This window comes from Bradyrhizobium sp. 62B (genome assembly GCF_030272265.2).
GTDB lineage: Bacteria > Pseudomonadota > Alphaproteobacteria > Rhizobiales > Xanthobacteraceae > Bradyrhizobium.
Genome location: NZ_CP092841.2, coordinates 5,814,301 through 5,839,138 on the forward strand (window position 1 = coordinate 5,814,301; position 24,838 = coordinate 5,839,138).

Here is a 24,838-nt window from a genome sequence, read left to right on the forward strand (position 1 = left end):
GAAGGGCCTGTTTTGAGACCATTTTTCTCCAGCCGATTGCGGCCGGGCAATGGCATTCCTATCTCAGGGCTCCGCTGACCCGCCCTCCCGGCAGAGGCCAGCCTCCCCTCCCCAGCCCTTGCCCCTCATCCTCGCGGCCATCATGTCCTCCATCATTTCCGTCGCCAATTTGTCGAAGACCTATGGGTCCGGCTTCAAGGCGCTCAAGAACGTCAATCTCGATATCAAGCGCGGCGAGATCTTCGCGCTGCTCGGCCCGAACGGCGCGGGCAAGACCACGCTGATCTCCATCATCTGCGGCATCGCCAATCCGAGCGAGGGACGCGTCCTGGTCGGCGGCGAGGACATCCAGACCTCCTACCGCAAGGCACGCTCGCTGATCGGCCTTGTGCCGCAGGAATTGCACACCGATGCTTTCGAGAGCGTGTGGGCGACGGTGAGCTTCTCCCGCGGACTGTTCGGCAAGCCGAAGAACCCTGCGCATATCGAGAAGGTGTTGAAGGACCTCTCGCTGTGGGACAAGAAGGACAACAAGATCATCACGCTCTCCGGCGGCATGAAGCGCCGCGTGATGATCGCCAAGGCGCTGTCGCACGAGCCGCAGATCCTGTTCCTGGACGAGCCCACCGCCGGCGTCGACGTCGAGCTGCGCAAGGGCATGTGGGAGGTCGTGCGCACGCTTCAGCAATCCGGCGTCACCATCATCCTCACCACGCATTACATCGAGGAAGCCGAGGAGATGGCCGACCGCATCGGCGTCATCAACAAGGGCGAGATCGTACTGGTCGAGGACAAGGCGACCTTGATGCAGAAGCTCGGCAAGAAGCGGCTGACGCTGCATCTGCAGGGCAAGATCGCCGCGCTGCCGGAAAGCCTTCATCATTACGAGCTCGAGCTCTGCGACAACGGCGCGACGCTGGTCTACGACTACGACACCAAGGGCGAGCGAACCGGCATCACCAGCCTGCTCGGCGATCTCCGCACCGCCGGCATCCGCTTCAACGATCTCGATACGACGCAATCGTCGCTCGAGGACATCTTCGTCGACCTCGTGAGGACGTCATGAACCATCGCGCCATCCGCGCCATCTATCTGTTCGAAATGGCGCGCACCTGGCGCACGCTGCTGCAAAGCATCGTCTCGCCGGTGGTCTCGACGTCGCTATATTTCGTGGTGTTCGGCGCCGCGATCGGCTCGCGCATCAGCCAGGTCGAGGGCGTCAGCTACGGCACCTTCATCGTGCCGGGCCTGATCATGCTCTCCGTGCTGACGCAGAGCATTGCCAACGCCTCGTTCGGGATCTACTTCCCGAAATTCACCGGCACGATCTACGAGATCCTGTCGGCACCGATTTCCTATTTCGAGATCGTGCTGGGCTATGTCGGCGCCGCCGCGACCAAGTCGATCATTCTGGGCCTGATCATCCTGGCCACAGCCGGGCTGTTCGTGCCGCTGCATATCCATCATCCCATCTGGATGCTGGCTTTCCTGGTGCTGACGGCAGTGACGTTCAGCCTGTTCGGCTTCATCATCGGCATCTGGGCCGACGGCTTCGAGAAGCTGCAGATGATCCCGATGCTGGTGGTGACGCCGCTGACCTTCCTCGGCGGCAGCTTCTATTCCATCGAGATGCTGCCGCCCACCTGGCGCACGGTGGCGCTGCTCAACCCGGTCGTCTATCTGATCTCCGGCTTCCGCTGGAGCTTTTACGAGATCGCGGACGTCAGCATCTCCGTCAGCATCGGCATGACGCTGGCGTTCCTGGTGATCTGCCTGGTCGTGATCTGGTGGATCTTCCGCACGGGTTATCGGCTGAAGAATTGATCTGTCGTTCCGGGGCACGCGATGCATGCGCCCCGGAATGACGTCCGCGGCCGTCACCTGTAACAGTGGAAGTGGTGATACCCGTCGTAATATCCGCGGCAGCGGTGGCGGTAATGACGGTGGGGAATGCCGAACACGCCCTCCACCGCGCCCACGGCGCCTCCAACACCGGCCCCGACTGCGCCACCAACCACGCCGCCTACGGGACCGGCGATCCGGTTGCCTTCATAGGAGCCTTCCTGCGCACCGCGCACGATGCCCTGAGCGTAGCCGGCGTGCGGCAAGGCCAGCAGCGCAAGCAGGCTGGCTGCGGCGAACAGCAGGCGGACGGGCAAGCCGGCCGGGAGCGCTGCGGCGGAGATACGGGCTTTGTTCATGTTCGACCCCAGGGGAAATAAAAGAGGTAGCGGCGGCGGACGCCGCCTGTCGAGGGTGGTGGTGCTCAACGCCCGGGGCAGCCGGATGGTTGCGCCTTTGTGACGAATTGTCGGCGTTGCGAACGCGCGTCAGCTCGCGAAAATGTCAGCAGCGCCGGCAGCCGCGCGGCACAAAGCGGCCTTGCTTAAGCCCGACGTCACGTTAACGATGGCTGAAGCAGGCTGCTGGAACGAAAGCCGGATTGCAGGCATATTGCACGCCGGGGACGGAGAGCCGCGGCGGCTAGCGAGAAGAGGCCGGAGGCCAGGATTCAAATGCGTTTCCAGATGCGTTCATTTTTCATTGCTTTCACCTCCCTGATGCTTTTGAGCGCGGGCACCGCGCAGGCCAAGGTCGAGATCACCGTCGACAAGGACAATCAGCAGATGACCGTCGCCGTCGACGGCGTCGCGCGCTATCACTGGCCGGTGTCGACCGGCATCCCCTCGCGCGAGACGCCAAACGGCGCGTTCCGCACCTTCCGCATGGAAGAGGATCACTACTCCAAGGAGTTCGACGACGCGCCGATGCCGCACGCGATCTTCTTCACCAAGGTCGGTCACGCCATCCACGGCACGGATTCCGTCGGCCGTCTCGGCTCGCCTGCCTCCCATGGTTGCGTCCGGCTGTCGCGCCAGAACGCCTCGACGCTCTATGCGCTGGTGCAGCAGCAGGGCGTGCTCAACACCACGGTGACGCTGACCGGATCGGCCCAGGTGGCGCTGGCGCGCAATCCGCGCGGCCGCGCCAATGCTGCGGTGGCCCGCGCTCCCCAGCAGCCCGTCGAGGAGCAAGTCGCTACCACAGGCGATCCCGTGAACCTGACGCCGCCGGCGCAGCCCGCGCGCCGCTACATGCCGCAGGACGACAACTACATCTATCCCGCCGACGGCAGCGACACCGGCGCGCGCTATCCGGCGCCGCGTTCGGCCACCCGCCCGCTCTATGACGCGCAGGTCTATCAGCAGCAGCCGCAGCAATATTACAATCAGGGCTACGGCCAGCAGGGCTATTATTATCAGCCGCAACCCCGGCAGGTTTATCAGCCGCGCGGCTATTACTACCAGAATTGAAGCGGTCGCTTCTCCCCGCCGTCGGTGGTCAGCGCTAACAAGCGATAGCTATTCGAGGCACCATGCCGTCACGTGCCACGACTGTTCTGACCGTGCTCTCAGTTCTGATCATGGGGCGGGCCATGGCCTTTGATCTCGAGGCGCATCGCGGCGGGCGGGCGCTGTTGCCGGAAAACACTCTGCCGGCCTTCGCCAACGCGTTGTCGATGGGCGTGGACACGCTGGAGCTCGACGTCGGCGTGACCGCGGACGGCGAGATCATCGTGTCGCATGAGCGCGGGCTCAATCCTGATCTCACGCGCAACGCCGATGGCGCGTATATTCCCGCGCCCGGCACGCCTTTCGTGAAGCTGCGGCTGGACGAGGTCAAGACCTACGACGTCGGCCAGATCCGGCCGGACAGCAACTATGCAAAGCAATTCCCCGACCAGCGCGCCATGCCGGGGACGCGCATTTCGACGCTGGGCGAGCTGTTCGCGCTGGTGCGGAAATCCGGCAACGCGCGGGTGCGCTTCAACATCGAGACCAAGATCGACCCGAACCATCCGGACGACACGCTCGATCCGCAAGCGTTCGTCACGAAGCTGCTTGGGCTGATCCGGTCCGAGGCGTTTTCCGACAGGGTCATGATCCAGTCCTTCGACTGGAGGACCTTGCAGCTCGTCCAGCAGCAGGCACCGAAGATCCCGACGGTGTACCTGACGCTCCAGCGCGGCTCGGGCCAGACGGTGGCGCTGGACAAGGCGACGAACTGGACCGCCGGCTTCAGCCCGGCCGATCACGGCGGCTCGCTGCCGCGGACGATCAAGGCAGCAGGCGGCGCGATCTGGTCGCCCTATTTCGGCGATGTCACCGCTGCGCTCGTTTCCGAAGCTCGAGCGCTCGGATTGCGCGTGGTGGTGTGGACGGTCAACAAGCGTGAGGACATGGCGCGGATGATCGAGCTCGGCGTCGACGGGATCATCTCGGATCGCCCGGATCTGCTGCGACAGGTGGCGGGCGAGAAGGGAATTGCGCTGCCGGCGGGGACGCCGGTCGAGCCTTAGAAGCCTCTCGCCTTGCAGCCCGGATGGAGCGAAGCGCAATCCGGGAAAAGTGCCCATCACGCACGAGCGGCCCCGGATTACGCTTCGCTTCATCCGGGCTACGAAGTTACGAAGTGGCCCTACTCCCCGTCCCGCAAGCGCCGGTACAGCGCGCCCAGGATGTTGGAATAGTCGTCCGTCCAGACCCGCACCCTGTCGTCGGCTTCGGTCTGCTCCCAGGACTTGGATGAGGCAAGCCGGCCGATATCTGCTTCCTCCCGCGCGGAGATGACGACGTCGGTGGAGAAGATGTAGTCACCATCCCGCCCGGAATCCTCGTTGAAGACCCAGCTCTTGAGATCGTTGGCATCCGCAATGCCGACCACGACGGTCTCGAGATCGAGATGCCGGTTGGAGACGTGCATCACCACGGCGCCGTGCGGCGCGAGCTTGTCCTTGTAGATCTTCATCGCCTCTTCGGTGGCGAGATGAATCGGGATCGCATCCGACGAATAGGCATCGACGATGATGAGGTCGTAGGCGCCGTCGGGCTCTTTGGCAAAGGTGAGCCGCGCATCGCCGATCACCGGCTTCATGTCCGGCATGCAGCTCGAGATGTAGCGGAAATTCTTGGGGTCACGCGCCGCATCCACCATCGACTGGTCGATCTCGAAGAATTTCCAGTCCTCGCCGGGCACTGCGGCACACGCGAGCGTGCCGGAGCCGACGCCGATCGCGGCGACCTTGAGCGGCGTGCCCTTGCGTTCGCGGATCGCGCTGACGGCCTGACCGATGCCGCCGTCCTTGTGGTAATAGGTGATCGGCTCGGGGCGGCCCGCGACCGGCGTGCCGTCATTATTGCGGAAGCGCTCGGCGCCGTGGATGGTGGTGCCGTGCATCAGCACATGGAAATAGCCGCCGGGCGTCACCACGATCTTGTGCACGCCGAAGAAGCTGCGCACCGTCGTGACGCGGCCCTCGTCCGCGGGATAGACGCGGATCAACGCCAGCGCGAGCACGACGGTGGCAAAGATCTTCCAGCGTCCGGCATTGAGCGCCAGCGCAAGCAGCGCGGCAAGCACGCCGACGCCGCCAGCGACCCAGACGCGGTGATCCTCGAACCAGGTCGAGAGATGGCCGGTGGCGTATGACGGCGCGACGAGCGCGACCGCAAGCGCGGCGAGCCCCAGCCAATACCATTTGACGACACCGGCAAACCGCTCGTTTGCGGCCGGCCGGCACAGCGCAGCAAGCGCGACCAGGATCGGATATTCGGCGATCCAGGAGAAGGTGAAGGGCGCGACGAGGCCGGCAAAAAGCCCGCCGACCATGCCGCCGAACGACAGCGCGACATAGAAGCCGGTAAGATATTTGGCTGCGGGGCGGGTCCGTGCCAGCTCGCCGTGGCAGGCCATGGCGATGACGAAGAAGCACAATTGATGGCCGCCGAGCGTCAGCAGCAGATTCTGCTCGCCGCCGAAGGCGAGCAGGACGACGACGCCTGCGATCGCGACCGGCTGCAGCATCAGCATCCATTTGTGCGGCAGCAGCGGCCGCGACTGGAACACCACGACCCAGGTGAGCAGATACAGCGACAGCGGCAGCACCCACAGCAGCGGCGCCGCCGCAACGTCGGTCGAGATGTGCGCGGTGACGGCGATGAGCAGACCCGACGGCACCGCGGCCAGGAAGATCCAGCGCAGCCGCGTCAGGAAAGCCGGCGCTGGCGCATTGATGTCCTCGGTTTTCGGGTCGACGACCGCCAGCTTCGGCGAGCGCAACAACAGCGCGCCACAGGCGGCGATCAGGAGAATCAGGACGCCATAACCGGCGGTCCAGAGCCGGTTCTGCGTGTGCAGTGTGAACACCGGCTCCAGCAGGAACGGATAGGACAGCAGCGCGAGGAAGCTGCCGATGTTGGAGGAGGCATAGAGGAAATAGGGATCATGTCCGGCCGGATGGCCGGTGCGGACGAACCAGGCCTGCAACAGCGGATTGTTGGCGGCGAGCGCAAAGAACGGCAGGCCGATCGAGACCACGAACAGGCCGAGCAGCCAGAATGCATAACCGGACGCGGGCGGCTCGCCATAGGTCGAGGCGATACCGAGCGGCAGCGTGGCAAAGGCCGCGATCAGCAGCACCAGATGCACGGCCACCGGAACGACGCGGCTCCTCGCCTGCATCAACAGATGCGCATAGGCATAGCCCGCCAGCAGCAGCGACTGAAAGAACACCATCGCCACCGACCACACCGCCGGCGAGCCGCCGAGCCGCGGCAGCACCATCTTCGTGAACAGCGGCTGCACCGAGAACAGCAGCAGCGCGCTGACGAAGATCGCAGCGGTGTAGACCGTCAGCAGCAGCCGGTTGCGCGAGGCGGACGGCTGCTCCGTGGCGGCGGGTTGCACGATCGAATCCATGGAAGCTCCGGCTCAAGACCCGGCGGGCGCCGGACGCGCGCAATGGAGCACAAGGCGCCTGAACGGGCAATAAAGGGGCGCGTGATGTTGCAGCGAGGATTGCTTGATATAGAGATGTCATTCCGGGTCTGGTCCTTCGGACCATCCCGGAATGACGGTGGAACAAATTTGAAGCTCTCATGACCGAAACCGACGTCGTCATCATCGGCGCTGGCCATAACGGCCTCACCTGCGCGGCCTATCTCGCGATGGCGGGCCTGCGCGTGCGCGTGGTCGAGCGCCGCAAGGTGGTCGGAGGTGCGGCGGTCACGGAGGAGTTTCACCCGGGATTCCGCAATTCGGTCGCGGCCTATACCGTAAGCCTGCTCAATCCGCAGGTGATCCGCGATCTCAAGCTCACTGAACAGGGCCTGCGCATCGTCGAACGGCGTGCCCAGAACTTCCTGCCCGCGCCCGACGGCAGCTATCTCCTCACCGGCGAGGGCCGGACGAAGGCATCGGTCGAGCGGTTGAGTGCGCATGACGCAGGCGCGCTCGACGGGTTTTCACGCGAGCTGGAAGACATCGCCGACGTGCTCAGGCAGTTCGTGCTGCGGGCGCCGCCGAACCTCGTCGCCGGCTTTGGCACCGCGGCCATCCGCGAAGGCGTCAACGCCTGGAAGACTGCCAATATCCTGCGCGGCCTCACGCTGGAGCAGAGCCGCAGCCTGCTCGACCTCTTCACCCGCTCGGCCGGCGAGATGCTGGACGAGCGCTTCGAGCATGATCTGGTCAAGGCGCTGTTCGGCTTCGATGCCATCGTCGGCAACTATGCCAGCCCGTACGCCGCCGGCTCGGCCTATGTGATGCTGCATCACGCCTTCGGCGAGGTGAACGGCAAGAAGGGTGTCTGGGGTCACGCCATCGGCGGCATGGGCGCTATCACGCAGGCGATGGCGCGCGCGGCGCGCGAGCGGGGCGTCGTGATCGACACGGATGCCGGGGTGCGCGAGGTGATCGTCGAGCGCGACCGCGCGGTCGGCATCGTGCTGGAGAACGGCGAGACGATCCGCGCGAAATATGTCGCGGCCAACGTCAATCCAAAGCTGCTCTACACGCGCCTGATCGCGGCTGAGGCGCTGCCTGCGGACTTCCTCGCCCGCATCCGGCACTGGAAGAACGGCTCCGGCACCTTCCGCATGAACGTGGCGCTGGACCGCCTGCCCTCCTTCACGGCGCTGCCGGGCGAAGGCGACCATCTCTCGTCCGGCATCATCCTGGCGCCGAGCCTCGACTATATGGACCGCGCCTATCTCGACGCGCGGGCGCAAGGCTGGAGCCGCTCGCCCGTCGTCGAGATGCTGATCCCCTCCACCCTCGACGACACGCTGGCGCCCGCGGGACAGCATGTCGCGAGCCTGTTCTGCCAGCACGTCGCGCCGGAGCTTCCGGATGGAAAATCGTGGGATGACCATCGCGACGAAGTCGCCGATCTCATGATCGCGACGGTGGACAGCTACGCGCCGGGTTTTGCGGCGAGCGTGCTGGGCCGCCAGATACTGTCCCCGCTCGACCTCGAACGGCAGTTCGGACTTCTCGGCGGCGACATCTTCCACGGCGCGCTGACCTTGAATCAGCTGTTCTCGGCACGGCCCATGCTGGGCCATGCCGATTATCGTGGACCGTTGAAGGGCCTCTACCATTGCGGCTCCGGCGCGCATCCCGGCGGCGGCGTCACCGGAGCGCCCGGCCACAATGCGGCGCAGGCGATCCTGAGGGATCACCGGTCGCTGTTCGGAAGCCGTGGATAGGCCTGTGGATTGCCTGTGTACAGCCTGTTGGCAGAGCTGTGGAGAGGCTGCGGATGATTGGGCCAGAACCTCGTGACGAGCCCGGGGAAAACACGGTGGAAAAGCGCAGGGACAATTGCGGGAAAAGCGGGTGGATAGCGTCCTGGATAAGCAGCGGACAACCTGTGAGTCATCGAAAGCGCTGGCCAAAAACGACATCGCCCGCAAGGGGGAATTCCCCTCGCGGGCGGTGATCAGGAATAGCCTCAGAAGAAAAACAGCCCCCGCTGGGAAATGGAGGCGGAATTTACTTCAAGGAGGTGTTAATCGACGTGAACTTGTCGTTCATGGTGCTACCCAGGCTGTTCACCACGGTGATGATCGCCAGGGCGATGCCCGCGGCAATCAGACCATATTCGATCGCCGTCGCACCGGACTCATCCGACCAGAACTTCCAAATCATGCTCTTCAAGACTCGCCTCCGTTTCAATTTCAAATTGCACTGTCTGAATTCGACATCCGAAAATGTACGGGGCGCGACCTTCGACCCGGTTAACCCGGCAACCGCAACTTTCGCGGAAAATCGCCAACAAAAGTTCCAAAAATTGAACCCAATGGAACCCTGAATGCAGCCTTCTCCAACCCATCGCGCCAGCTTTTCGATCGGCAGCGAGGCCGACGCGAGGCGCGTCGTCGACGTGCTCACCGAGGTGTTTTTCGAGGGCGACGCGGCGGTCGCGGCGTTCGAGCGGCCGGACGGACAATGGGACGTCACGCTCCATTTCGCGGAGGCGCCCGATCAGGCTTGGCTGCGCGAACTCATTGTGAATTCAGCAGGAAATGAGATTGCCGCGACGCTTGTCTTCGACACGATCGAGGCGAAGGACTGGGTCAAGGCCAGCCTGGAAGACCTGGTCCCGGTGCCGGCCGGCCGCTTCGTCGTGCACGGCAGCCACGACCGCGACCGGGTGGCGCCGAACAAGCTCGCCATCGAGATCGAGGCGGCGCTCGCCTTCGGCACCGGCCACCACGGCACGACGCTCGGCTGTTTACTGCTGCTTGACCATGTCCTGAAGAGTTCCCGTCCGAGGAACCTGCTCGACCTCGGCACCGGGACCGGCGTGCTGGCCATCGCCGCGGCGAAAGCGCTGCATCGCCACGTGCTCGCCTCCGACATCGACCCGCCGTCGGTGCGGGTGGCAGCCGAAAATGCGATTCTGAATGGAGCCGGCACCCATGTGCGGGTGATCCGCGCCACCGGATTCGCCGCGCCGGATTTCGGACGGGCCGGTCCGTTCGACCTGGTGCTGGCCAACATCCTTGCCAACCCCTTGCGGCAATTGGCGGGCCCGATGGCGCGGCATCTCGCGCCCGGCGGACGCGTCATCCTCTCCGGCCTGCTGACGCACCAGGCCCCCGCCGTGATCGCCGCCTATCGCGCGCGCGGCCTCGTGCCGTTGAAGCATCTGCGAATCGAGGGGTGGAGCAGTCTGTTGTTGCGGAAGATGGGGTGAGATGCCGTATGGCTAACCCACCTCCTTACTCTCCGCGGTGACAGCAGCGGCGGGTTACGCCTTCGGCTAACCCGCCCTACGAAATTTCATGCAGCTACTTCGCCGGCTTCTCATTCTGACGCATCGCGCGCTCATCTTGCACCGCGCGCTTGGCGCGGCGCTCGGCGATCCGGTCGATCATCTGGTTGATGACGCTGCGCGGCTTCTGCGGTGCCGCCGCGGCCGCGCCACGGCGCGCCGGCGGCGATATCTTTTCAAACGAGAACGCTGGCATCACGTGTCCCCTCGTCGTTGAGATGAACCACCTGCTCGAATGTCCCCGTCATCCGGACGAAGCGCGGCAGCCGCATCCTTTACTCCACTCATTCGAATGGAACCATTCAAGCACAGTCCATGCCAGATGCGACGCAAATGCGACGAGATTGCGGACTGATCCCCATGATCCTAAAGTGATCCACCATGTTCGAAGCACACTTCCAGACATTCGAGGAGCCGGAGGCCGGCGTCGCATTGACGGCGCGGCTGGCGGCACTTCGCGAAGAACTCGCCCGCCGCAAGCTCGCCGGCTTCGTCGTTCCGCGCGCCGATCAGCAGCAAAACGAATATGTGCCGCCGTCGGAAGAACGGCTGGCCTGGCTGACCGGATTTACAGGCTCGGCGGGATTCGCGGTGGTTCTGGCCCAGGAGGCCGCGTTGTTCGTCGATGGCCGCTACACGCTGCAGGCGGCCAAGCAGGTCGATGCAAAGGCCTGGGCCGTGGAATCGCTGATCGATCCGCCGCCGGAGAGCTGGGTGTCGGCGCATCTGAAAGCCGGGGACCGCCTCGGATTCGATCCGTGGCTGCACACTTTTGCGGCAGCCGAGCGCCTGTCCGCCGCCTGCGCCAAGGCCGGTGCCGAGCTAGTCGCGGTCGACAGCAATCCGATCGACGCGATCTGGCAGGACCGCCCGCAGCCGCCGCTCGCCCCCGTCGCCGTGCACGGACCCCAGCATGCCGGCGTCACGGAAGCCGAGAAGCTGACGCAGATCAGAAGCGAGATCGGCAAGCTTGGCGTCGACGCGCTGGTGCTGTCCGACAGCCACGCGGTCGCCTGGACCTTCAACATCCGCGGCGCAGACGTCGCCCATACGCCGCTGCCGCTGTCCTACGCGCTGGTACCGAAAGACGGACGTCCCACCATCTTCATCGATAGCCGCAAGCTCTCAAACCTCACGCGCGACCATCTCGAGCAATCCGCCGACGTGCGCGAGCCCGATGCGATGGCGCCGACGCTGATGGCGCTCGCCAAGGGCGGCGGGTCGATCGCGCTCGACGGCGCCACCGCGGCCGACGCGCTCAGTCGGCTGATCGCGGCCGCCGGCGGCAAACCGCTGCGCGGCAGCGATCCGATCGCGCTGCTCAAGGCCGTCAAGAACCCGATCGAGATCAAAGGCACGAAGACGGCCCACGTGCGCGACGCCGTGGCGCTGGCGCGTTTCCTGGCGTGGGTCGACCGGGAAGCGCCAAGCGGCAAGCTCACCGAGATCGACGCGGTCGAGGCGCTGGAGACGTTCCGCCGCGACACCGGCGCACTGAAGGACGTGTCGTTTCCGACCATCTCCGGCACCGGCCCGAACGGCGCCATCGTGCATTACCGCGTCACGCGCAAGAGCAACCGGCGGATCGCGCCCGGCGACCTCCTGCTGATCGATTCCGGCGCGCAGTACGAAGACGGCACCACGGACGTCACGCGCACCATGACCGTCGGCGAGCCGACCGACGAGATGCGCGACCGCTTCACACGCGTGCTGCGGGGCCATATCGCGATCGCACGTGCGATCTTCCCCGACGGCACCACGGGCGCGCAGCTCGACACGCTGGCGCGGCAATATCTCTGGGCCGCCGGCGTCGATTTCGAGCACGGCACCGGCCACGGCGTCGGCAGCTATCTCTCGGTGCACGAAGGACCGGCACGGATTTCGAAGCTCGGCACCACGCCGCTGAAGCGCGGCATGATCCTCTCCAACGAGCCCGGCTATTACAAGACCGACGGTTTCGGCATCCGCATCGAGAACCTCGAACTCGTCGTCGCCGCCGACATCAAGGGCGCCGAAAAGCCGATGAACGCGTTCGAGACGCTGACGCTCGCACCGATCGACCGCCGGCTGATCGATGTCGCGATGCTGAGCAAGGACGAGCTCGACTGGCTCAACGCCTATCACGCGCGCGTCCGAGCCGAGGTGCGGCCGGCGCTGGACGAGGCGACCCGGGGCTGGCTCGATCAGGCGACGGCGGAGCTGAAGACGTAACGCATACCGCCACGCGATGAGCGCAAGGCTGCTTCCCAACCGCCGCCGTCATGCCCCGCGAAGGGGCAATCGAATACGCCGAGGCCTCCCGATTCAATCAGCGCAGCCTCTGGAATACCGGATTCCCCGCAGTTGCGGGGAATGACACCGAAGTTGAGGCGCGAGCGCACAACATCCCGGCACGCGCGCCCCGTAAGATAGTGCCTCCGCCCTCCCTCATCGCAACCCTCCCGGAATCCGTATAGCCGCATTCCGAAACGCCGATATCGGTCTTGCGCGAGCGCGCTACAGTCGATTCGAATTGCAACGAGATGGGCCCGCATGCACGGCATGATCAGCAAGCCGCCGAAAGCGGCAACCAACCTTGCGACCTCGCGCGGGGTGCTGCTGTTGCTGGTCGTGATGACCGGGATTGCGCCGATCTCGCTCTACATCCTGGTTCCGGCGCTGCCGGTGCTGGCGGCGAATTTCGGCAGCGACATCTCCATCGCACAGATGACGGTGTCGCTCTACATGGTCGGCATCGCGCTGTCGCAGCTGATCATGGGGCCGCTGTCCGACCGGTTCGGCCGGCGCCCGGTGCTGCTCGGAGGGCTGGCGCTGATGGTCGTGGCGAGCGTCGCCTGCATCTTTGCCGAAACCCTGCCGCAGTTGATCGCAGCCCGCTTCTTCCAAGCCCTGGGCGGCGCCGCCGGCATGGTGGTGAGCCGCGCCATCATCCGCGACATCTATGAGCGCGACCGCGTCGCCTCGATGATCAGCCTCGTGGTCGCGGCGCTGATGATCGGACAGATGGTCTCTCCGCTCACCGGCGGCCTGATCGAGACCGCGTTCGGCTGGTGCGCGATCTTCTACGCCATCACCATCGCCGCGATCATCGTCGCCGTCGGGATCGCAATCGCGCTGCCCGAGACGCGCCGCAGCCGCGCGGCCGGCAGCGGCTTCCGCGGCGACGTCGGCATTCTGATCAAAAACCGCGCCTTCGTCGGCTATGTGATGTGCCAGGTGCTGGCCTCGCAGATCATCTTCACCTTCGCTGGCGGCGGCCCCTACATCGTGGTGACGCAGATGGGCCGAACCAGCGCCGAATACGGCGCCTGGTTCGCGACAACGGGATTTGCATTTCTCGTCGGCAATTTGCTCTGCGTGCGCTTTGCGCCGCGGCATTCGCTGGAAAAGCTGATCTGGTTCGGGCTCGCGCTCCAGCTCGCCGGCAGCCTGCTGAACCTGCTGTGGAGCTTCACCGGCTGGAACGAGGCGCCAAGCTGGCTGTTCGGCACGCAGATGATCGTGATGGTCGGCAATGCCTTCGTGATGTCGAATTCCGCCGCCGGCGCCATCAGCATCCGTCCCGAAGCCGCCGGCGCCGCGTCGGGCGCCATGGGCTTTCTGCAACAGGGGATCGGCGCGCTGATGTCGCAATTCGGCGCCTATCTCGGCGGCCACTCAGCCACGACGCTGCCACTGACCGCGGCCGTCCTCGCCGTCTCGCTGCTCTGTGCCTGCATGATGATCTTCATCGTCCCGCGCCGCGAGGTGATGGTGAGCGAGACGATGATCGAGCAGGCGGAGGAGGAAGAGAGCGGGATGATGTGACTCATTCTTCCTTCTCCCCCTTGTGGAGAAGGTGGCGCGCGCAGCGCGCCGGATGAGGGGTCTCTCTCCAAACGGCCTCTCTCAAAGTTTGACTCGGGGATAGAACCCCTCATCCGGCGCTTCGCGCCACCTTCTCCCACAGGGGGAGAAGGGAAGACCCCTCACTCCCCGATCAGCTTCAGCCACTCGTCCTCGGTCAGCACCTTGACGCCGTGCTTGTTGGCCTCCGCGAGCTTCGAGCCCGCGCCGGGGCCGGCGACGACGAGATCGGTCTTCTTCGACACCGAGCCCGACACCTTTGCGCCTAGCCGCTCGGCGGTGGCCTTGGCCTCGTCGCGGGTCATCTTCTGCAGCGATCCCGTGAACACCACGGTCTTGCCGGCGACGGGCGAATTGCTCTTCGGTTTCTCGGCGTCGACGATCTCGACCTCCTTGGTCAGCCGTTCGACGATGCCGCGATTGTGGCTTTCGCCGAAATAATCGGCGATGCTCTTGATCACGGTGTCGCCGATCTGGTCCAGCGCGTCCATGTCGGCCATCGCCTCCTCGTCGCCGTCGGCGACCTTCAGGCAGGCGTCGTGGAAGGCATCCCAGGAGCCGTAGCCGCGCGCCAGCGCCAGCGCGGTGGTCTCACCGACATGGCGCATGCCGAGCGCATAGACGAAGCGCTCCAGCGCGATCTTGCGCCGGCTCTCGATGGCTGCGAACAGATTGCGTACCGAAGTCGCGCCGTAGCCCTCGATCTCCTCGAGCTTGAGCTTGGAATTGCGCTTCTCCAGCGTGAAGATGTCGGCGGGCTCCTTGACCCAGCCTTCATCGAAGAAATACTGCAGCTGCTTTTCGCCCAGACCGTCGATATCGAAGGCACGGCGCGAGACGAACAGCTTCAAGTGCTCGATCTTCTGATAGGGACAGGCGAACTCGCCGCTGCACCGGGCGCGGGATTCCTCTTCGCCGGCGGCCGTCTCTCCGCGCACGACGTCGGTGTGCAGCGGGCACGGGCATTTCTTCGGGAAGGAAAACTCCTTGGCACTCTTCGGCCGCTTGTCGAGCACGACGTCGACGATCTGCGGAATGACGTCGCCGGCGCGCTGGATCACGACGGTGTCACCGATCCTGATATCGCGACCCTCGCGCAGCACTTCGCCCTTGTTGCCGATACCCTTGATGTAGTCCTCGTTGTGCAGCGTGACGTTCTGTACGATCACGCCGCCGACACCGACCGGTTCGAGCTTGCCGACCGGCGTGAACGAGCCGGTGCGGCCGACCTGGATCTCGATGTCGCGCAGCACCGTCATGGCGCGCTCCGCCGGGAATTTGTGCGCGATGCCCCAGCGCGGCGTGCGCGAGACGAAGCCAAGACGCTCCTGCCAGTCGATGCGGTCGACCTTGTAGACGACACCGTCGATATCGTAGTCGAGCTCGGCGCGCTCTTCCTCGATGCTCTGGTGGAACGCGACCAACTCCTCGACCGAGTGACAGAGCTTGGTCAGCGGATTGGTCTTGAAGCCACAGCGCTCGAACCAATGGATCATGCCGGTCTGCGTCTCTTCCGGCATCGCGCTCATCTCGCCCCAGGCATAGGCGAAGAAGCCGAGCGGACGCGAAGCGGTGATGGTCGGGTCCTTCTGCCGGAGCGAGCCCGCGGCCGAATTGCGCGGATTGGCGAAGATGGTATCGCCCGCCGCCTTCTGCCGCTCATTGAGCGCGAGGAACGCCTTCTTGGTCATGTAGACCTCGCCGCGGACCTCGCAGATGTCGGGGACGTTGCGCCCCTTCAGCTTCTGCGGCACGTCTTCGAGAGTACGAATGTTGGCGGTGACGTCCTCGCCCACCGCGCCGTCGCCGCGTGTCGCCGCGGTGACGAGCTCGCCGCCCTCGTAGCGCAGCGACATCGACAGGCCGTCGATCTTCGGCTCGGCGGAGAAATTGACCTCGTCGTCGCCGAGCTTGAGGAACCGCACGATGCGGCCGACGAAGTCGCGCACGTCCTCTTCGGCAAAGGCGTTGTCGAGCGACAGCATCGGAACGGAATGCCGGACCTTCTTGAAGCGGCCGGACGGCGCCGCGCCGACCTTCTGCGAGGGCGAGTCCGCCGTGACGAATTCCGGAAACCGCTTCTCGATGGCGTTGAAGCGCTGGCGCAACGCGTCGTATTCGGCGTCGGTAACGGAGGGCGCGTCCTCTTGATAGTAGCGCTCGTTGTGCCCCTCGATCTCGAGCGACAGCCGCATGTGCTCGACCTTGGCCTGGGCCTTGGTGAGATCGGCGACGTCACGAAGCGGTTTTGCTTTGGATTTTGCTGCTCTGGCCATGATGCTTGGATACGACAGAGCGGGCGGCAGGGTAAAGGCGTGTGGAAATCTCGTGCTCCGCACGCAGCGCAACGTTCCCGGCGAAGCGCAGCATCGTCCGGTGCGGTGCGCTGCAGAGCCGAGGCCACCTGGCAGCGCTCTGGATCCCGGCTCTGCGGAGCGGCACTGCGCGCCGCACCGCGTCCGGGACACGAACCTAGCTCGCCGCCTTGAGCAGCCGTTCCGCGGCCGCCCGCGCCTCGGCCGTGATCTCGGCCCCCGCCAGCATGCGGGCGATTTCCTCGCGGCGGTGGTCGGCGGCCAGCGCGTTGACGCGGGTGGCGACGCGCTTGCCCTTGTCGAGGGCGTCCTTGGAGATGAGCAGGTGCTGGTCGGCGCGGGCGGCGACCTGCGGGGCGTGGGTCACGGCCATCACCTGGACCTTGCCGGCGAGCCGCGCCAGGCGCCCGCCGATGGCGTCGGCGACCGCGCCGCCGACACCCGTGTCGATCTCGTCGAACACCAGCGTCGGTGCCGAGCCGCGATCGGACAGCACGACCTTGAGCGCGAGCAGGAAGCGCGATAGCTCGCCGCCGGAGGCGACTTTCATCATCGGCCCCGGCTTGGTGCCCGGATTGGTCTGCACCCAGAACTCGACCCGATCGAAGCCCTGCGGGCCCGGCGCGGCCTCGTCGGTCGCGACCTGGGTCATGAACTTGGCGCGTTCGAGCTTGAGCGGCGCGAGCTCGGCATTGACGGCCTTGTTGAGCTTCTCGGCCGATTTCTGCCGCGCCGCCGACAGCTTCTTGGCGGCCGCTGCATAGTGTGCGTCGGCCTCGATCGCAGCCTGCTCCAGCTTCTTCAGGCGCGAAGCACCGGCATCGATCAGCACGACGTCGGCGGCATATTTGGCGGCGAGCGCTGCGAGCCCGTCGACCGGCGTCGAATATTTGCGCGAGGCAGCGCGCAACGCAAACAGCCGCTCCTCGATGCGCTCGAGCTCGGCCGGGTCGAAATCGGTTGCGGCCAGCGCGGCCTGGAGATGCTGGTCGGCCTCCTCCAGCGCGTTGATCGCGGCGTCGATCGCCCTCACGGCAGGCTCGACCAGCGCCGGCGAATTGACGCCGCGGCGCTCCAGCCGGCGTACCGCGGCCGACAGCGCCGCCACCGGCGAATGGTGACCGCCGACCGCCTCCTGCGCCTCGCGCAGATCGGAGGCGATCTTCTCGCCCTGCATCATGGTGGTGCGGCGCTGGGCCAGCGAGGTCTCCTCGCCGTCCTTGGGCGCGAGCTGCTTCAGCTCGGCCGAGGCGTGGCGCAGATAGTCGGCCTCGCGCGCGGCGCGCTCCATGCCCGCGCGATGCTCCTCCAGCGCGGTGTTGGCGGTCCGGCGTGCGTCCCAGAGCGTCTCGACCGCGGCGACGTCCTTCTCGAGGCCCGCGAAGGCGTCGAGCAGGCGGCGATGGGTGGCGGCGTCGACCAGCGCGCGCTCGTCGTGCTGGCCATGGATCTCGACCAGGGCGGCGCCGACGGCCTTCAGCGTCTGCACGCTGATCGACTGGTCGTTGATGAAGGCGCGGGTGCGGCCGTCGGCGAGCTGCACGCGGCGCAGGATCATCTCGCCGGTATCGTCCAGACCGTTCTCGGCGAGGATCTTCGCCGCAGGGTGATTCTTGGGGACATCGAACACGGCGGTGACCTGCCCCTGCTCCGCGCCGTGACGCACGAGGCCGGCATCGCCGCGGCCGCCGAGCGCCAGCGCAAAGGCATCGAGCAGGATGGATTTTCCCGCACCGGTCTCGCCGGTCAAAACCGCAAGGCCGGTGGCGAATTCGATATCGAGCCGTTCGATCAGGACGATGTCACGGATCGATAGACGCGCCAGCATGGAACCAAATTTCCTAGCCGAGGCCCATCTTCTTGAAGGTCTTGCTGATCCAGGACCCCTGATTCTCGCTCGGCTCGAGACCGCCGGATTTTACAAGATTATAGGCGTCCTTGTACCAGCGGCTGTCAGGAAAATTGTGGCCAAGCACGGCCGCCGCGGTCTGTGCCTCGCCGACGATGCCGATCGCCATATAGGCTTCGGTCAGCCGGTACAGCGCCTCCTCGACATGGCGGGTGGTCTGGTACTGCGTGACGACCGTCTTGTAGCGGTTGATGGCGGCTGTGTAATCGCGCTTCTGCGCGTAATAGCGGCCGGTATTCATTTCCTTGCCGGCGAGCTGGTCGCGCGCGCCCTCGATCTTGGCCTTGGCCGAGGTGGCATATTCCGAGTTCGGATATTTGCGCACCACCTCTTCCAGCGCGGCGATCGCCTTCTCGGTACGGGCCTGGTCGCGGCTGACGTCCGGAATCTGGTCGTAATGGGAGGCGGCGATCAGATATTGCGCGTAGGCCGCGTCCGGGCTGCCGGGATGCAGCGTGACGTAGCGGGTGGCCGCGCCGATGCAGCCGTCGTAGTCGCCGCCCTGATAGGACGCATAGGCGGACATCAGCAGCGATTTGCGGGCCCACTCGGAATAAGGATGCTGGCGGTCGACTTCTTCGAACTTCTTGTTCGCCGCCTTCATGTCCTTCTTCTCGTTCATGAGGTACAGGCCCTCATTGTAGATCTTGTCGGCGGGCTCCTCGACGAAGGTGTCGTCCTTGGCGGTGAACTTGTCCCAGAGCGAGCCGGTGCCGCAGCCGGCGAGCGGCAGCGCGAGAAGAATGAAGGTGACAGCCTGAAGCAGCCCACGGGCTCGCAAGGAGACCGAGAAATATCCGCGCGTCGTACGCTGTGCCGACATGAGTTTAAGCCCTGACGCCCTGTGAGCGGTGCCCGCCAGCCCATGAACCCCGTCATGGGCGCGAAATGTGTTCGTGGTGCCTGCCATGCGACCACGCCGATGGATCCGAAAAGCGATCTTTAACCAACCGGATAGGCAGGCATTCCGCCCGGATTAAGGCGAACTTGCCGCAATGCTAGCTGATCATGGTTACCAGGAGTTTCCCGGGGTAAGCCGCTGCCAGAGGCCGCGACACCAGCTCTGTTCAGGACACGTCCGGCCCGTAGGCCGCAGCGACCCGGCCGCCGACGATACCGCGACCGACTTCGCCCACGGGACGCGTGGTCCGGCGGGCCGCCTCGCCCTCGACCACCCGCCAGGCGGTACGGTCGGCCAGCAAGGCGGTCAGGACGGCGTGGTTCAGCTTGTGGCCGCCGCGCACCGAGCGGTAGGCGCCAAGCAGCGGCAGGCCGGCCAGCGCGAGATCGCCGATCACGTCCAGCACCTTGTGACGGGCGCATTCGTCGGCGTAGCGCAGGCCTTCGGGATTGAGGAGGCGTTCCTCGTCGAACACCACGGTGTTGCCGAAGGAGGCACCGCGACCGTAGCCCGCGGCCCAGAGCCGCGCCTGATCGCACATCAGACCGAAGGTCCGGGCGCGAGCGACCTCGCGGCGGAACCGCTCCGGCACCAGCTCCAGCGTGTAGCTCTGCCGGCCAATCACGGGATTGGCGAAATCGATCTCAACTTCAGCGCGGAAGCCGTCGGCATAGGGCCGCAATTCGCCAAAGGAGTCGCCGATTGCGACCGAAATGGGTTTCAAAACCTGGATGAAGCGGCGTTGTGCGGGTTGAGTGACAATGCCGGCCTGATCGATCGCCGCAACGAAGGCCGCGGCGCTGCCGTCCATGATCGGCACTTCGGGACCGTCGACCTCGATGGTGGCGTTGTCCACGCCCATGCCCCGCAGTGCAGCAAGCACGTGCTCGGCGGTGGAAACGAGCGGTCCCTCACTGTCACCCAGCACGGTCGCGAGATCCGTCGCGACCACTTGTCCGGCGGTCGCCTGAACTTCGCGGTCACTTCCCTCAAGGCCCGTGCGGACAAAAATAAAACCCGCGTCGACAGGCGCAGGCCCAAGCGTGAGAGTGACGGGAAGACCGGAATGAACGCCCACGCCTGCCACCGAGGCTTGCGCACGAAGCGTTGTTTGCCGGCTAAATTTCATCAGGAACCCGCCCCACTACGACCCATTGCGACTTATACGAGACCCACTTGGCCGGCTAGTGCCGGCACCCCTGCGAATCCGTATCCCCAAGTCACGCCAAACCATAGTCACTGCCTCAAACAGCGCCAACTCACGCTTTTTTACCGATTGTTACCCCAAACCCGCCGTATTCGCGCCAAGGCTTAACCAAATTGCGCCGAGCTTTTGGGCCGCTTCCGGCAATTCTACCGAACACCCGAACTCGTAATTAATGATTTAAAATCAGTTGTTTGACTGCGCAATCCGGGTATGCACGGGACAAAAGGAAAGGTCCCGGCAAGCGTGTTGCCGGGACCTTTTTTCGTCTGCCTTATTGTAACAATCCTCAGGTCGCCTGCCGCCGCAGGAAGGCCGGGATATCAAGATGGTCGTCACCCTGTGGCGCCGGCGCAACAGGCGCGGGACGGCCATGCATGTCCAGGCCCTGCGGCGCGGGACGGCGGGCATACTCCGATACCGGCTCGCTCGATGCGATCTGCTGCGCCACGGTCTTCTGCGGCCGGCGCTCAGGCAGCGGCGGCATTGCGGGACCGGCGGTGCGGGCTGCGACCGGCGGCTCGCTCTCTTCGTCACGACGGCCGAGGCCGACATTGGCGAGGCGCTGGAGCAACGACAGGCGGCTCTTCGGCGGCGTCTCCTCCTCGACCTCACCGCGAGCCTGGCGAAGCTCGGCCTGGGCCGGCATCGGCAGCTCGTCGATCCGCGGCATCCTGGGCGCACGGACCGGGCGCTCGGCCTGCGGCGGGATGAAGGTCTCGGGCGTCATCGGCTCCTGCATCGCGAGCGGGGCCTGCTCGGGCTCCGGAAACAGGGTCGGCTTCTGGGCGATCGGGCGCACGGTGACGTCGCCGTAGGTCTGCATCGGCGCCGGCGCCTGCGGAACGTCCGCCACGGCAGCCGCGATGGCGGCGAGCGCGGCGCGCTCGACGTTCGGACGGGGCGCCATCGGCGCGGCAGCGACCGGAGCCTGGCTTGCGGCCGGCATCTGCGCTTCCAGCTTCTGGGCGCGCTCGGCCATGCGCTGATTGTCGGCGCGGAGGCGCGCGGTCAAATCGGCGAGACGGCTCTCGGCGGCTGCGGCCGGAGCCGCGGGCGCCTGCTGGGCCTGCGGCGCCGCGTTCGCGACGGGAGCGGAGGTGGCCTGGCTGTTGCGGGCGATCGCGGCCTGCTCGATGCCGGTGGCGACGACGGAGACGCGGATCAGGCCGTCGAGCGCTTCGTCGAAGGTTGCGCCGACGATGATGTTGGCGTCCTGGTCGACTTCCTCACGGATGCGGGTCGCGGCTTCGTCGACCTCGAACAGAGTGAGGTCCTTGCCGCCGGTGATGGAGATGAGGAGGCCCTTGGCGCCCTTCATCGAAGAGTCGTCGATCAGCGGGTTGGCGATCGCGGCTTCAGCGGCGGTCAGCGCGCGCTTGTCGCCGGAGGCCTCGCCGGTGCCCATCATCGCCTTACCCATCTCCTTCATCACCGCTCTCACGTCGGCGAAGTCGAGATTGATCAGGCCTTCCTTGACCATCAGATCGGTGATGCAGGCAACGCCGGAGTAGAGCACCTGGTCGGCCATCGCGAAGGCGTCGGCGAAGGTGGTCTTCTCGTTGGCGACCCGGAACAGGTTCTGGTTCGGGATGATCAGCAGGGTATCGACCACTTTATGCAGCTCGGCGATACCGGCTTCCGCCGTGCGCATGCGGCGGGCGCCTTCGAAGTGGAACGGCTTGGTCACGACGCCGACGGTGAGGATGCCCATGTCGCGCGCGATCCTGGCGATCACGGGAGCAGCACCCGTGCCGGTGCCGCCGCCCATGCCGGCGGTGACGAACACCATGTTGGCGCCGGAGAGATGGTCGCGCAGCTCGTCGATCACCTCTTCCGCCGCGGTGGCGCCGACGTTCGGCTGCGAACCTGCGCCGAGGCCCTGCGTGACCACCGTGCCCATCTGCACGATGCGCTGCGCCTTCGACATCGTCAGCGCCTGCGCGTCGGTATTGGCGACCACGAAGTCGACGCCCTGAAGGCCGGCCGTGATCATGTTGTTGACGGCGTTGCCACCGGCGCCACCGACGCCGAACACGGTGATCCGGGGCTTCAGTTCGTGAATATCAGGAACGTTGATGCTGATGGTCATGGTTGCTGCCTCTCGATCACGCGCGCGTGGGTTCGCCCCGGCCGGTGGCCGCGGGAGTTGGTGAAAATCGATAATTGCGGACAGGAGTCATCAGAAGCCCTCGCGTAGCCATCGTCCGACCTTTCCGAAATAACCGCCGGTCCCTGTCTTGACCTGCTGCCGCGTATGCCGCGGTTCGACATGTTCGAGGTGAACATATTGCGGGTAGACGAGAAGTCCGGCCGGCACCGCGAACGCGGCGTTCTTCGCCTCGTTGGGCAGCCGGCCGAAGCCGAGCGGACGTCCGACCCGCACGGGCCGGCCGAGAATCTGGGTGCCGAGTTCGACGAGGCCGGTGAGCTGCGAGGCGCCGCCCGAGAGCACGACGCGGCCGTTGGGCTCCGAGGCGAAGGGCGAATCCTTCAGCTTGTCCCGAACCATTTCGAAGACTTCCTCGGCACGGTGCTTGACGATGTTGGCGATGGTGGCGCGGGAGACGATCTGCGGCAGATCCTGCTCGTCACCGGCCGTCGGCACAGACATCAGCTCACGCGAGTCCGATCCGCCGGTGATGACGGTGCCGTATAACGTCTTGATTCGCTCGGCATCGGCAATGGTCGCGGAGAGTCCGCGCGCGAGATCCATCGTGATGTGTTGCCCGCCGACCGCAAAACCCGCCGCATGCACGAAACGGCCGCCTGAATAAACGGCAATCGTGGTGGTGCCGGCGCCCATCTCGACGACGGCGGCGCCGAGATCGGCCTCGTCGTCGGTCAGCACCGACAATCCGGCGACATAGGGGCTCGCCGCCATGGCTTCGACATTGATGTGGCAGCGCTCGACCGCCAGCATCAGGTTCCGCGCCACGGTGGCGTCGCAGGTGACGACGTTCATGTCGACGCCGAATTGATGGGCGACCATGCCGCGGGGGTCGCGGATGCCCTTGACGCCATCGAGCGTGTAGCCGACCGGCAGCGCGTGCAGCACGGTGCGGCCTTCGCCGGTGGCGTGGCGCATGCCGGTGGAGGTGACGCGGCTGACATCGGCCTGCGTCACGGCACCACCACGGATGTCGGCGGCGGCTTCCACCAGCTGGCCGGACAGCCGGCCGCCGGAGACCGAGAGCAGCACGGACTCGACCCGCACCTTGGCCATCTTCTCCGCGAGCGCGACGGCCTGGCGCACGGCCTGCTCGCATTCGCCGAGATCGATCACCGCGCCGGCCTTCATGCCACGCGACTGGATCTGGCTGTATCCGATCAATTCCACCGCATGGGTGCGGCCGCGAAGCGCCTCGCTCGGCGCCGACGGCTTCAGGCGCGCGATCATGCAGGCGATCTTGCTGGTGCCGATGTCGAGGCAGGCGACGAGGCCGCCGCGCTTGTGCGGCATCGGGCGCGTCTTCGGTGTCTGGGTGCGATCGAGACCGGTCATGCAGCGTCCCCGGCCTTCTTTTTCTTCTTGTCCTTGAACAGATCTTCGCGCGCCTTGGCGGCGTCCTCGGACAGCTGCACCACCAGGCGATCGGGCAGGCGCATGTCGACGGCGACGATATCGCGGGAGAACAGCCTGTCCTCCTTGTCGAACTTGGACAGCATCGCGAGCGCGTTGCCGATGTCCTGCTCGGGCAGGCGAATGTCGAGGCCGTCCTTCAGCCTCAGATTCCAGCGCCGCTCGCCGACATAGATCGCAGCTTTCGTCACGGAATTGACCTGCGGATAGCGCGCCAGCAGCGCGAGGAAATCGCGGGCCTGGGTCTCGGCGCCCTTGCCGACCACGAGCGGCAACGACAGGAAGCGGCGCGAGACGTAGGGCTCGAGCACCGCGCCGTCATCGGCGATGACCGAAAGCCGGCCGGCCTCCTGCCACAGCGCGAACGCCTTGCGCTCGGTCAGTTCGATCATGAGCTGGCCCGGATAGAGCTTCAGCACGGTCGCATCCGCGATCCAGGGATTGGCCTTGAGCTTGTCGCGCACCGCGTCGGCGTCGAGGAACAGCAGCGAAGAGCGGCCGCTGACGCCGCCGATCGCCAGGATCTCGTCCTGGGTGAGCTGCTTGCGGCCGTTGATCACGACCGAAGTGATGCGGAACCCGGCGGAATTGGCCAGCGCGTTGCGGGCATCGCTGACCGCGGTGACGAAATCCTGGAGATGGCCGCCCTTGACGATGCCGAAGCCGGTGCTGCCGATCAGCAGCAGCACGGTCATGCTGATCCCGACCCGGCGCGGCAAATAGCGCTCGACCAGCGCGACCACGCGCGGCGGCGGCTCGCGCTCGACTGCGGCCTTGGCCTTCGCCCTGGTCTTGATCCTGTCCTTGGCGGCGGCGCGCGCCCCGGCGTGCTTGTCCTGCAGCCACTCGCGCAGAAGCACGACCGCTCCGACAGCGGCCGCCTTCAGGTCAGCTTGGGGCCTCAGCGATCTGAAAAGAGACCGGGTGAGGCTTCCTGCTCCATCCATTGCACGAGCTCGT

The 24,838-nt window shown here is 65.6% G+C and carries 19 protein-coding genes; 8 read left to right on the plus strand and 11 right to left on the minus strand.

The annotated features are described in order from the left end of the window. Positions 1-142 precede the first annotated feature (142 nt). Entirely contained in the window at positions 143-1,066 is a 924-nt protein-coding gene (locus tag ML401_RS27920) for an ABC transporter ATP-binding protein (RefSeq protein ID WP_211416313.1), read from the plus strand. Further along, positions 1,063-1,824, plus strand: a complete 762-nt coding sequence (locus tag ML401_RS27925) for an ABC transporter permease (RefSeq protein WP_259217039.1) — start codon at positions 1,063-1,065, stop codon at positions 1,822-1,824. Before ML401_RS27920 ends, ML401_RS27925 begins: the two co-directional genes overlap by 4 nt. 53 nt (positions 1,825-1,877) lie before the next feature. Here the strand turns inward: ML401_RS27925 and ML401_RS27930 are convergent, their stop codons facing one another. Then, positions 1,878-2,201: a hypothetical protein gene (locus ML401_RS27930; protein ID WP_285807631.1), complete on the minus strand. Its 324-nt coding sequence runs from the start codon at positions 2,199-2,201 to the stop codon at positions 1,878-1,880. A 315-nt stretch (positions 2,202-2,516) separates the two neighbouring features. Between ML401_RS27930 and ML401_RS27935 the strand changes: the two genes are divergently transcribed. Together ML401_RS27935 and ML401_RS27940 are read left to right on the plus strand one after the other, a co-directional pair. Then, positions 2,517-3,314 carry a L,D-transpeptidase gene (locus tag ML401_RS27935; protein ID WP_194403910.1) on the plus strand — a complete coding sequence of 266 codons (798 nt, stop codon included), beginning with the start codon at positions 2,517-2,519 and terminating at the stop codon, positions 3,312-3,314. A 62-nt stretch (positions 3,315-3,376) separates the two neighbouring features. Further along, the gene (locus ML401_RS27940) at positions 3,377-4,360 is read left to right on the plus strand and encodes a glycerophosphodiester phosphodiesterase (RefSeq protein ID WP_285807632.1); all 984 of its coding nucleotides are present in this window, start codon (positions 3,377-3,379) and stop codon (positions 4,358-4,360) included. A gap of 119 nt (positions 4,361-4,479) precedes the next feature. Here ML401_RS27940 and ML401_RS27945 read toward each other — a convergent pair whose 3' ends face one another. Beyond that, a complete protein-coding gene (locus tag ML401_RS27945; RefSeq protein WP_285807633.1) occupies positions 4,480-6,759 on the minus strand; it encodes a fused MFS/spermidine synthase in 2,280 nt (759 codons plus the stop codon). A gap of 179 nt (positions 6,760-6,938) precedes the next feature. Between ML401_RS27945 and ML401_RS27950 the strand changes: the two genes are divergently transcribed. Continuing rightward, the gene (locus tag ML401_RS27950; protein WP_285807634.1) at positions 6,939-8,549 is read left to right on the plus strand and encodes an NAD(P)/FAD-dependent oxidoreductase; all 1,611 of its coding nucleotides are present in this window, start codon (positions 6,939-6,941) and stop codon (positions 8,547-8,549) included. 286 nt (positions 8,550-8,835) lie between these two features. Here the strand turns inward: ML401_RS27950 and ML401_RS27955 are convergent, their stop codons facing one another. Next, entirely contained in the window at positions 8,836-8,991 is a 156-nt protein-coding gene (locus tag ML401_RS27955; RefSeq protein WP_371746368.1) for a Flp family type IVb pilin, read from the minus strand. 163 nt (positions 8,992-9,154) lie between these two features. Between ML401_RS27955 and ML401_RS27960 the strand changes: the two genes are divergently transcribed. Beyond that, on the plus strand, positions 9,155-10,042 hold the full coding sequence (locus tag ML401_RS27960; protein WP_285807635.1) for a 50S ribosomal protein L11 methyltransferase: 888 nt from the start codon (positions 9,155-9,157) through the stop codon (positions 10,040-10,042). A 94-nt stretch (positions 10,043-10,136) separates the two neighbouring features. On the opposite strand, the gene ML401_RS27965 is transcribed toward ML401_RS27960, so the two are convergent. Then, positions 10,137-10,316 carry a hypothetical protein gene (locus ML401_RS27965; protein ID WP_259217032.1) on the minus strand — a complete coding sequence of 60 codons (180 nt, stop codon included), beginning with the start codon at positions 10,314-10,316 and terminating at the stop codon, positions 10,137-10,139. Positions 10,317-10,501: 185 nt separating this feature from the next. Here ML401_RS27965 and ML401_RS27970 point away from each other — a divergent pair, with 185 nt between their 5' ends. Beyond that, positions 10,502-12,331, plus strand: coding sequence for an aminopeptidase P family protein (locus ML401_RS27970; protein ID WP_211416304.1), 1,830 nt, complete (start codon positions 10,502-10,504; stop codon positions 12,329-12,331). Positions 12,332-12,652: 321 nt separating this feature from the next. After that, the gene (locus ML401_RS27975; RefSeq protein ID WP_285807636.1) at positions 12,653-13,927 is read left to right on the plus strand and encodes a multidrug effflux MFS transporter; all 1,275 of its coding nucleotides are present in this window, start codon (positions 12,653-12,655) and stop codon (positions 13,925-13,927) included. Between the two features lie 161 nt (positions 13,928-14,088). Here the strand turns inward: ML401_RS27975 and ligA are convergent, their stop codons facing one another. The 7 genes from ligA to ML401_RS28010 form a co-directional block, all read right to left on the minus strand. After that, complete coding sequence (ligA, locus tag ML401_RS27980; protein ID WP_285807637.1) at positions 14,089-16,242, minus strand: NAD-dependent DNA ligase LigA; 2,154 nt, start codon at positions 16,240-16,242, stop codon at positions 14,089-14,091. 196 nt (positions 16,243-16,438) lie between these two features. Next, a complete protein-coding gene (gene recN / locus ML401_RS27985) occupies positions 16,439-18,109 on the minus strand; it encodes a DNA repair protein RecN (RefSeq protein WP_194403921.1) in 1,671 nt (556 codons plus the stop codon). Positions 18,110-18,122: 13 nt separating this feature from the next. Then, on the minus strand, positions 18,123-19,013 hold the full coding sequence (locus tag ML401_RS27990) for an outer membrane protein assembly factor BamD (RefSeq protein WP_194403922.1): 891 nt from the start codon (positions 19,011-19,013) through the stop codon (positions 18,123-18,125). Positions 19,014-19,257: 244 nt separating this feature from the next. After that, complete coding sequence (gene lpxC / locus ML401_RS27995; protein WP_211416301.1) at positions 19,258-20,220, minus strand: UDP-3-O-acyl-N-acetylglucosamine deacetylase; 963 nt, start codon at positions 20,218-20,220, stop codon at positions 19,258-19,260. Between the two features lie 364 nt (positions 20,221-20,584). After that, entirely contained in the window at positions 20,585-22,387 is a 1,803-nt protein-coding gene (gene ftsZ, locus ML401_RS28000) for a cell division protein FtsZ (RefSeq protein WP_211416300.1), read from the minus strand. Between the two features lie 90 nt (positions 22,388-22,477). Next, a complete protein-coding gene (gene ftsA, locus ML401_RS28005; protein WP_194403925.1) occupies positions 22,478-23,800 on the minus strand; it encodes a cell division protein FtsA in 1,323 nt (440 codons plus the stop codon). Then, positions 23,797-24,825, minus strand: coding sequence for a cell division protein FtsQ/DivIB (locus tag ML401_RS28010; protein ID WP_285807638.1), 1,029 nt, complete (start codon positions 24,823-24,825; stop codon positions 23,797-23,799). Before ML401_RS28010 ends, ftsA begins: the two co-directional genes overlap by 4 nt. Between the last annotated feature and the right edge of the window lie 13 nt (positions 24,826-24,838).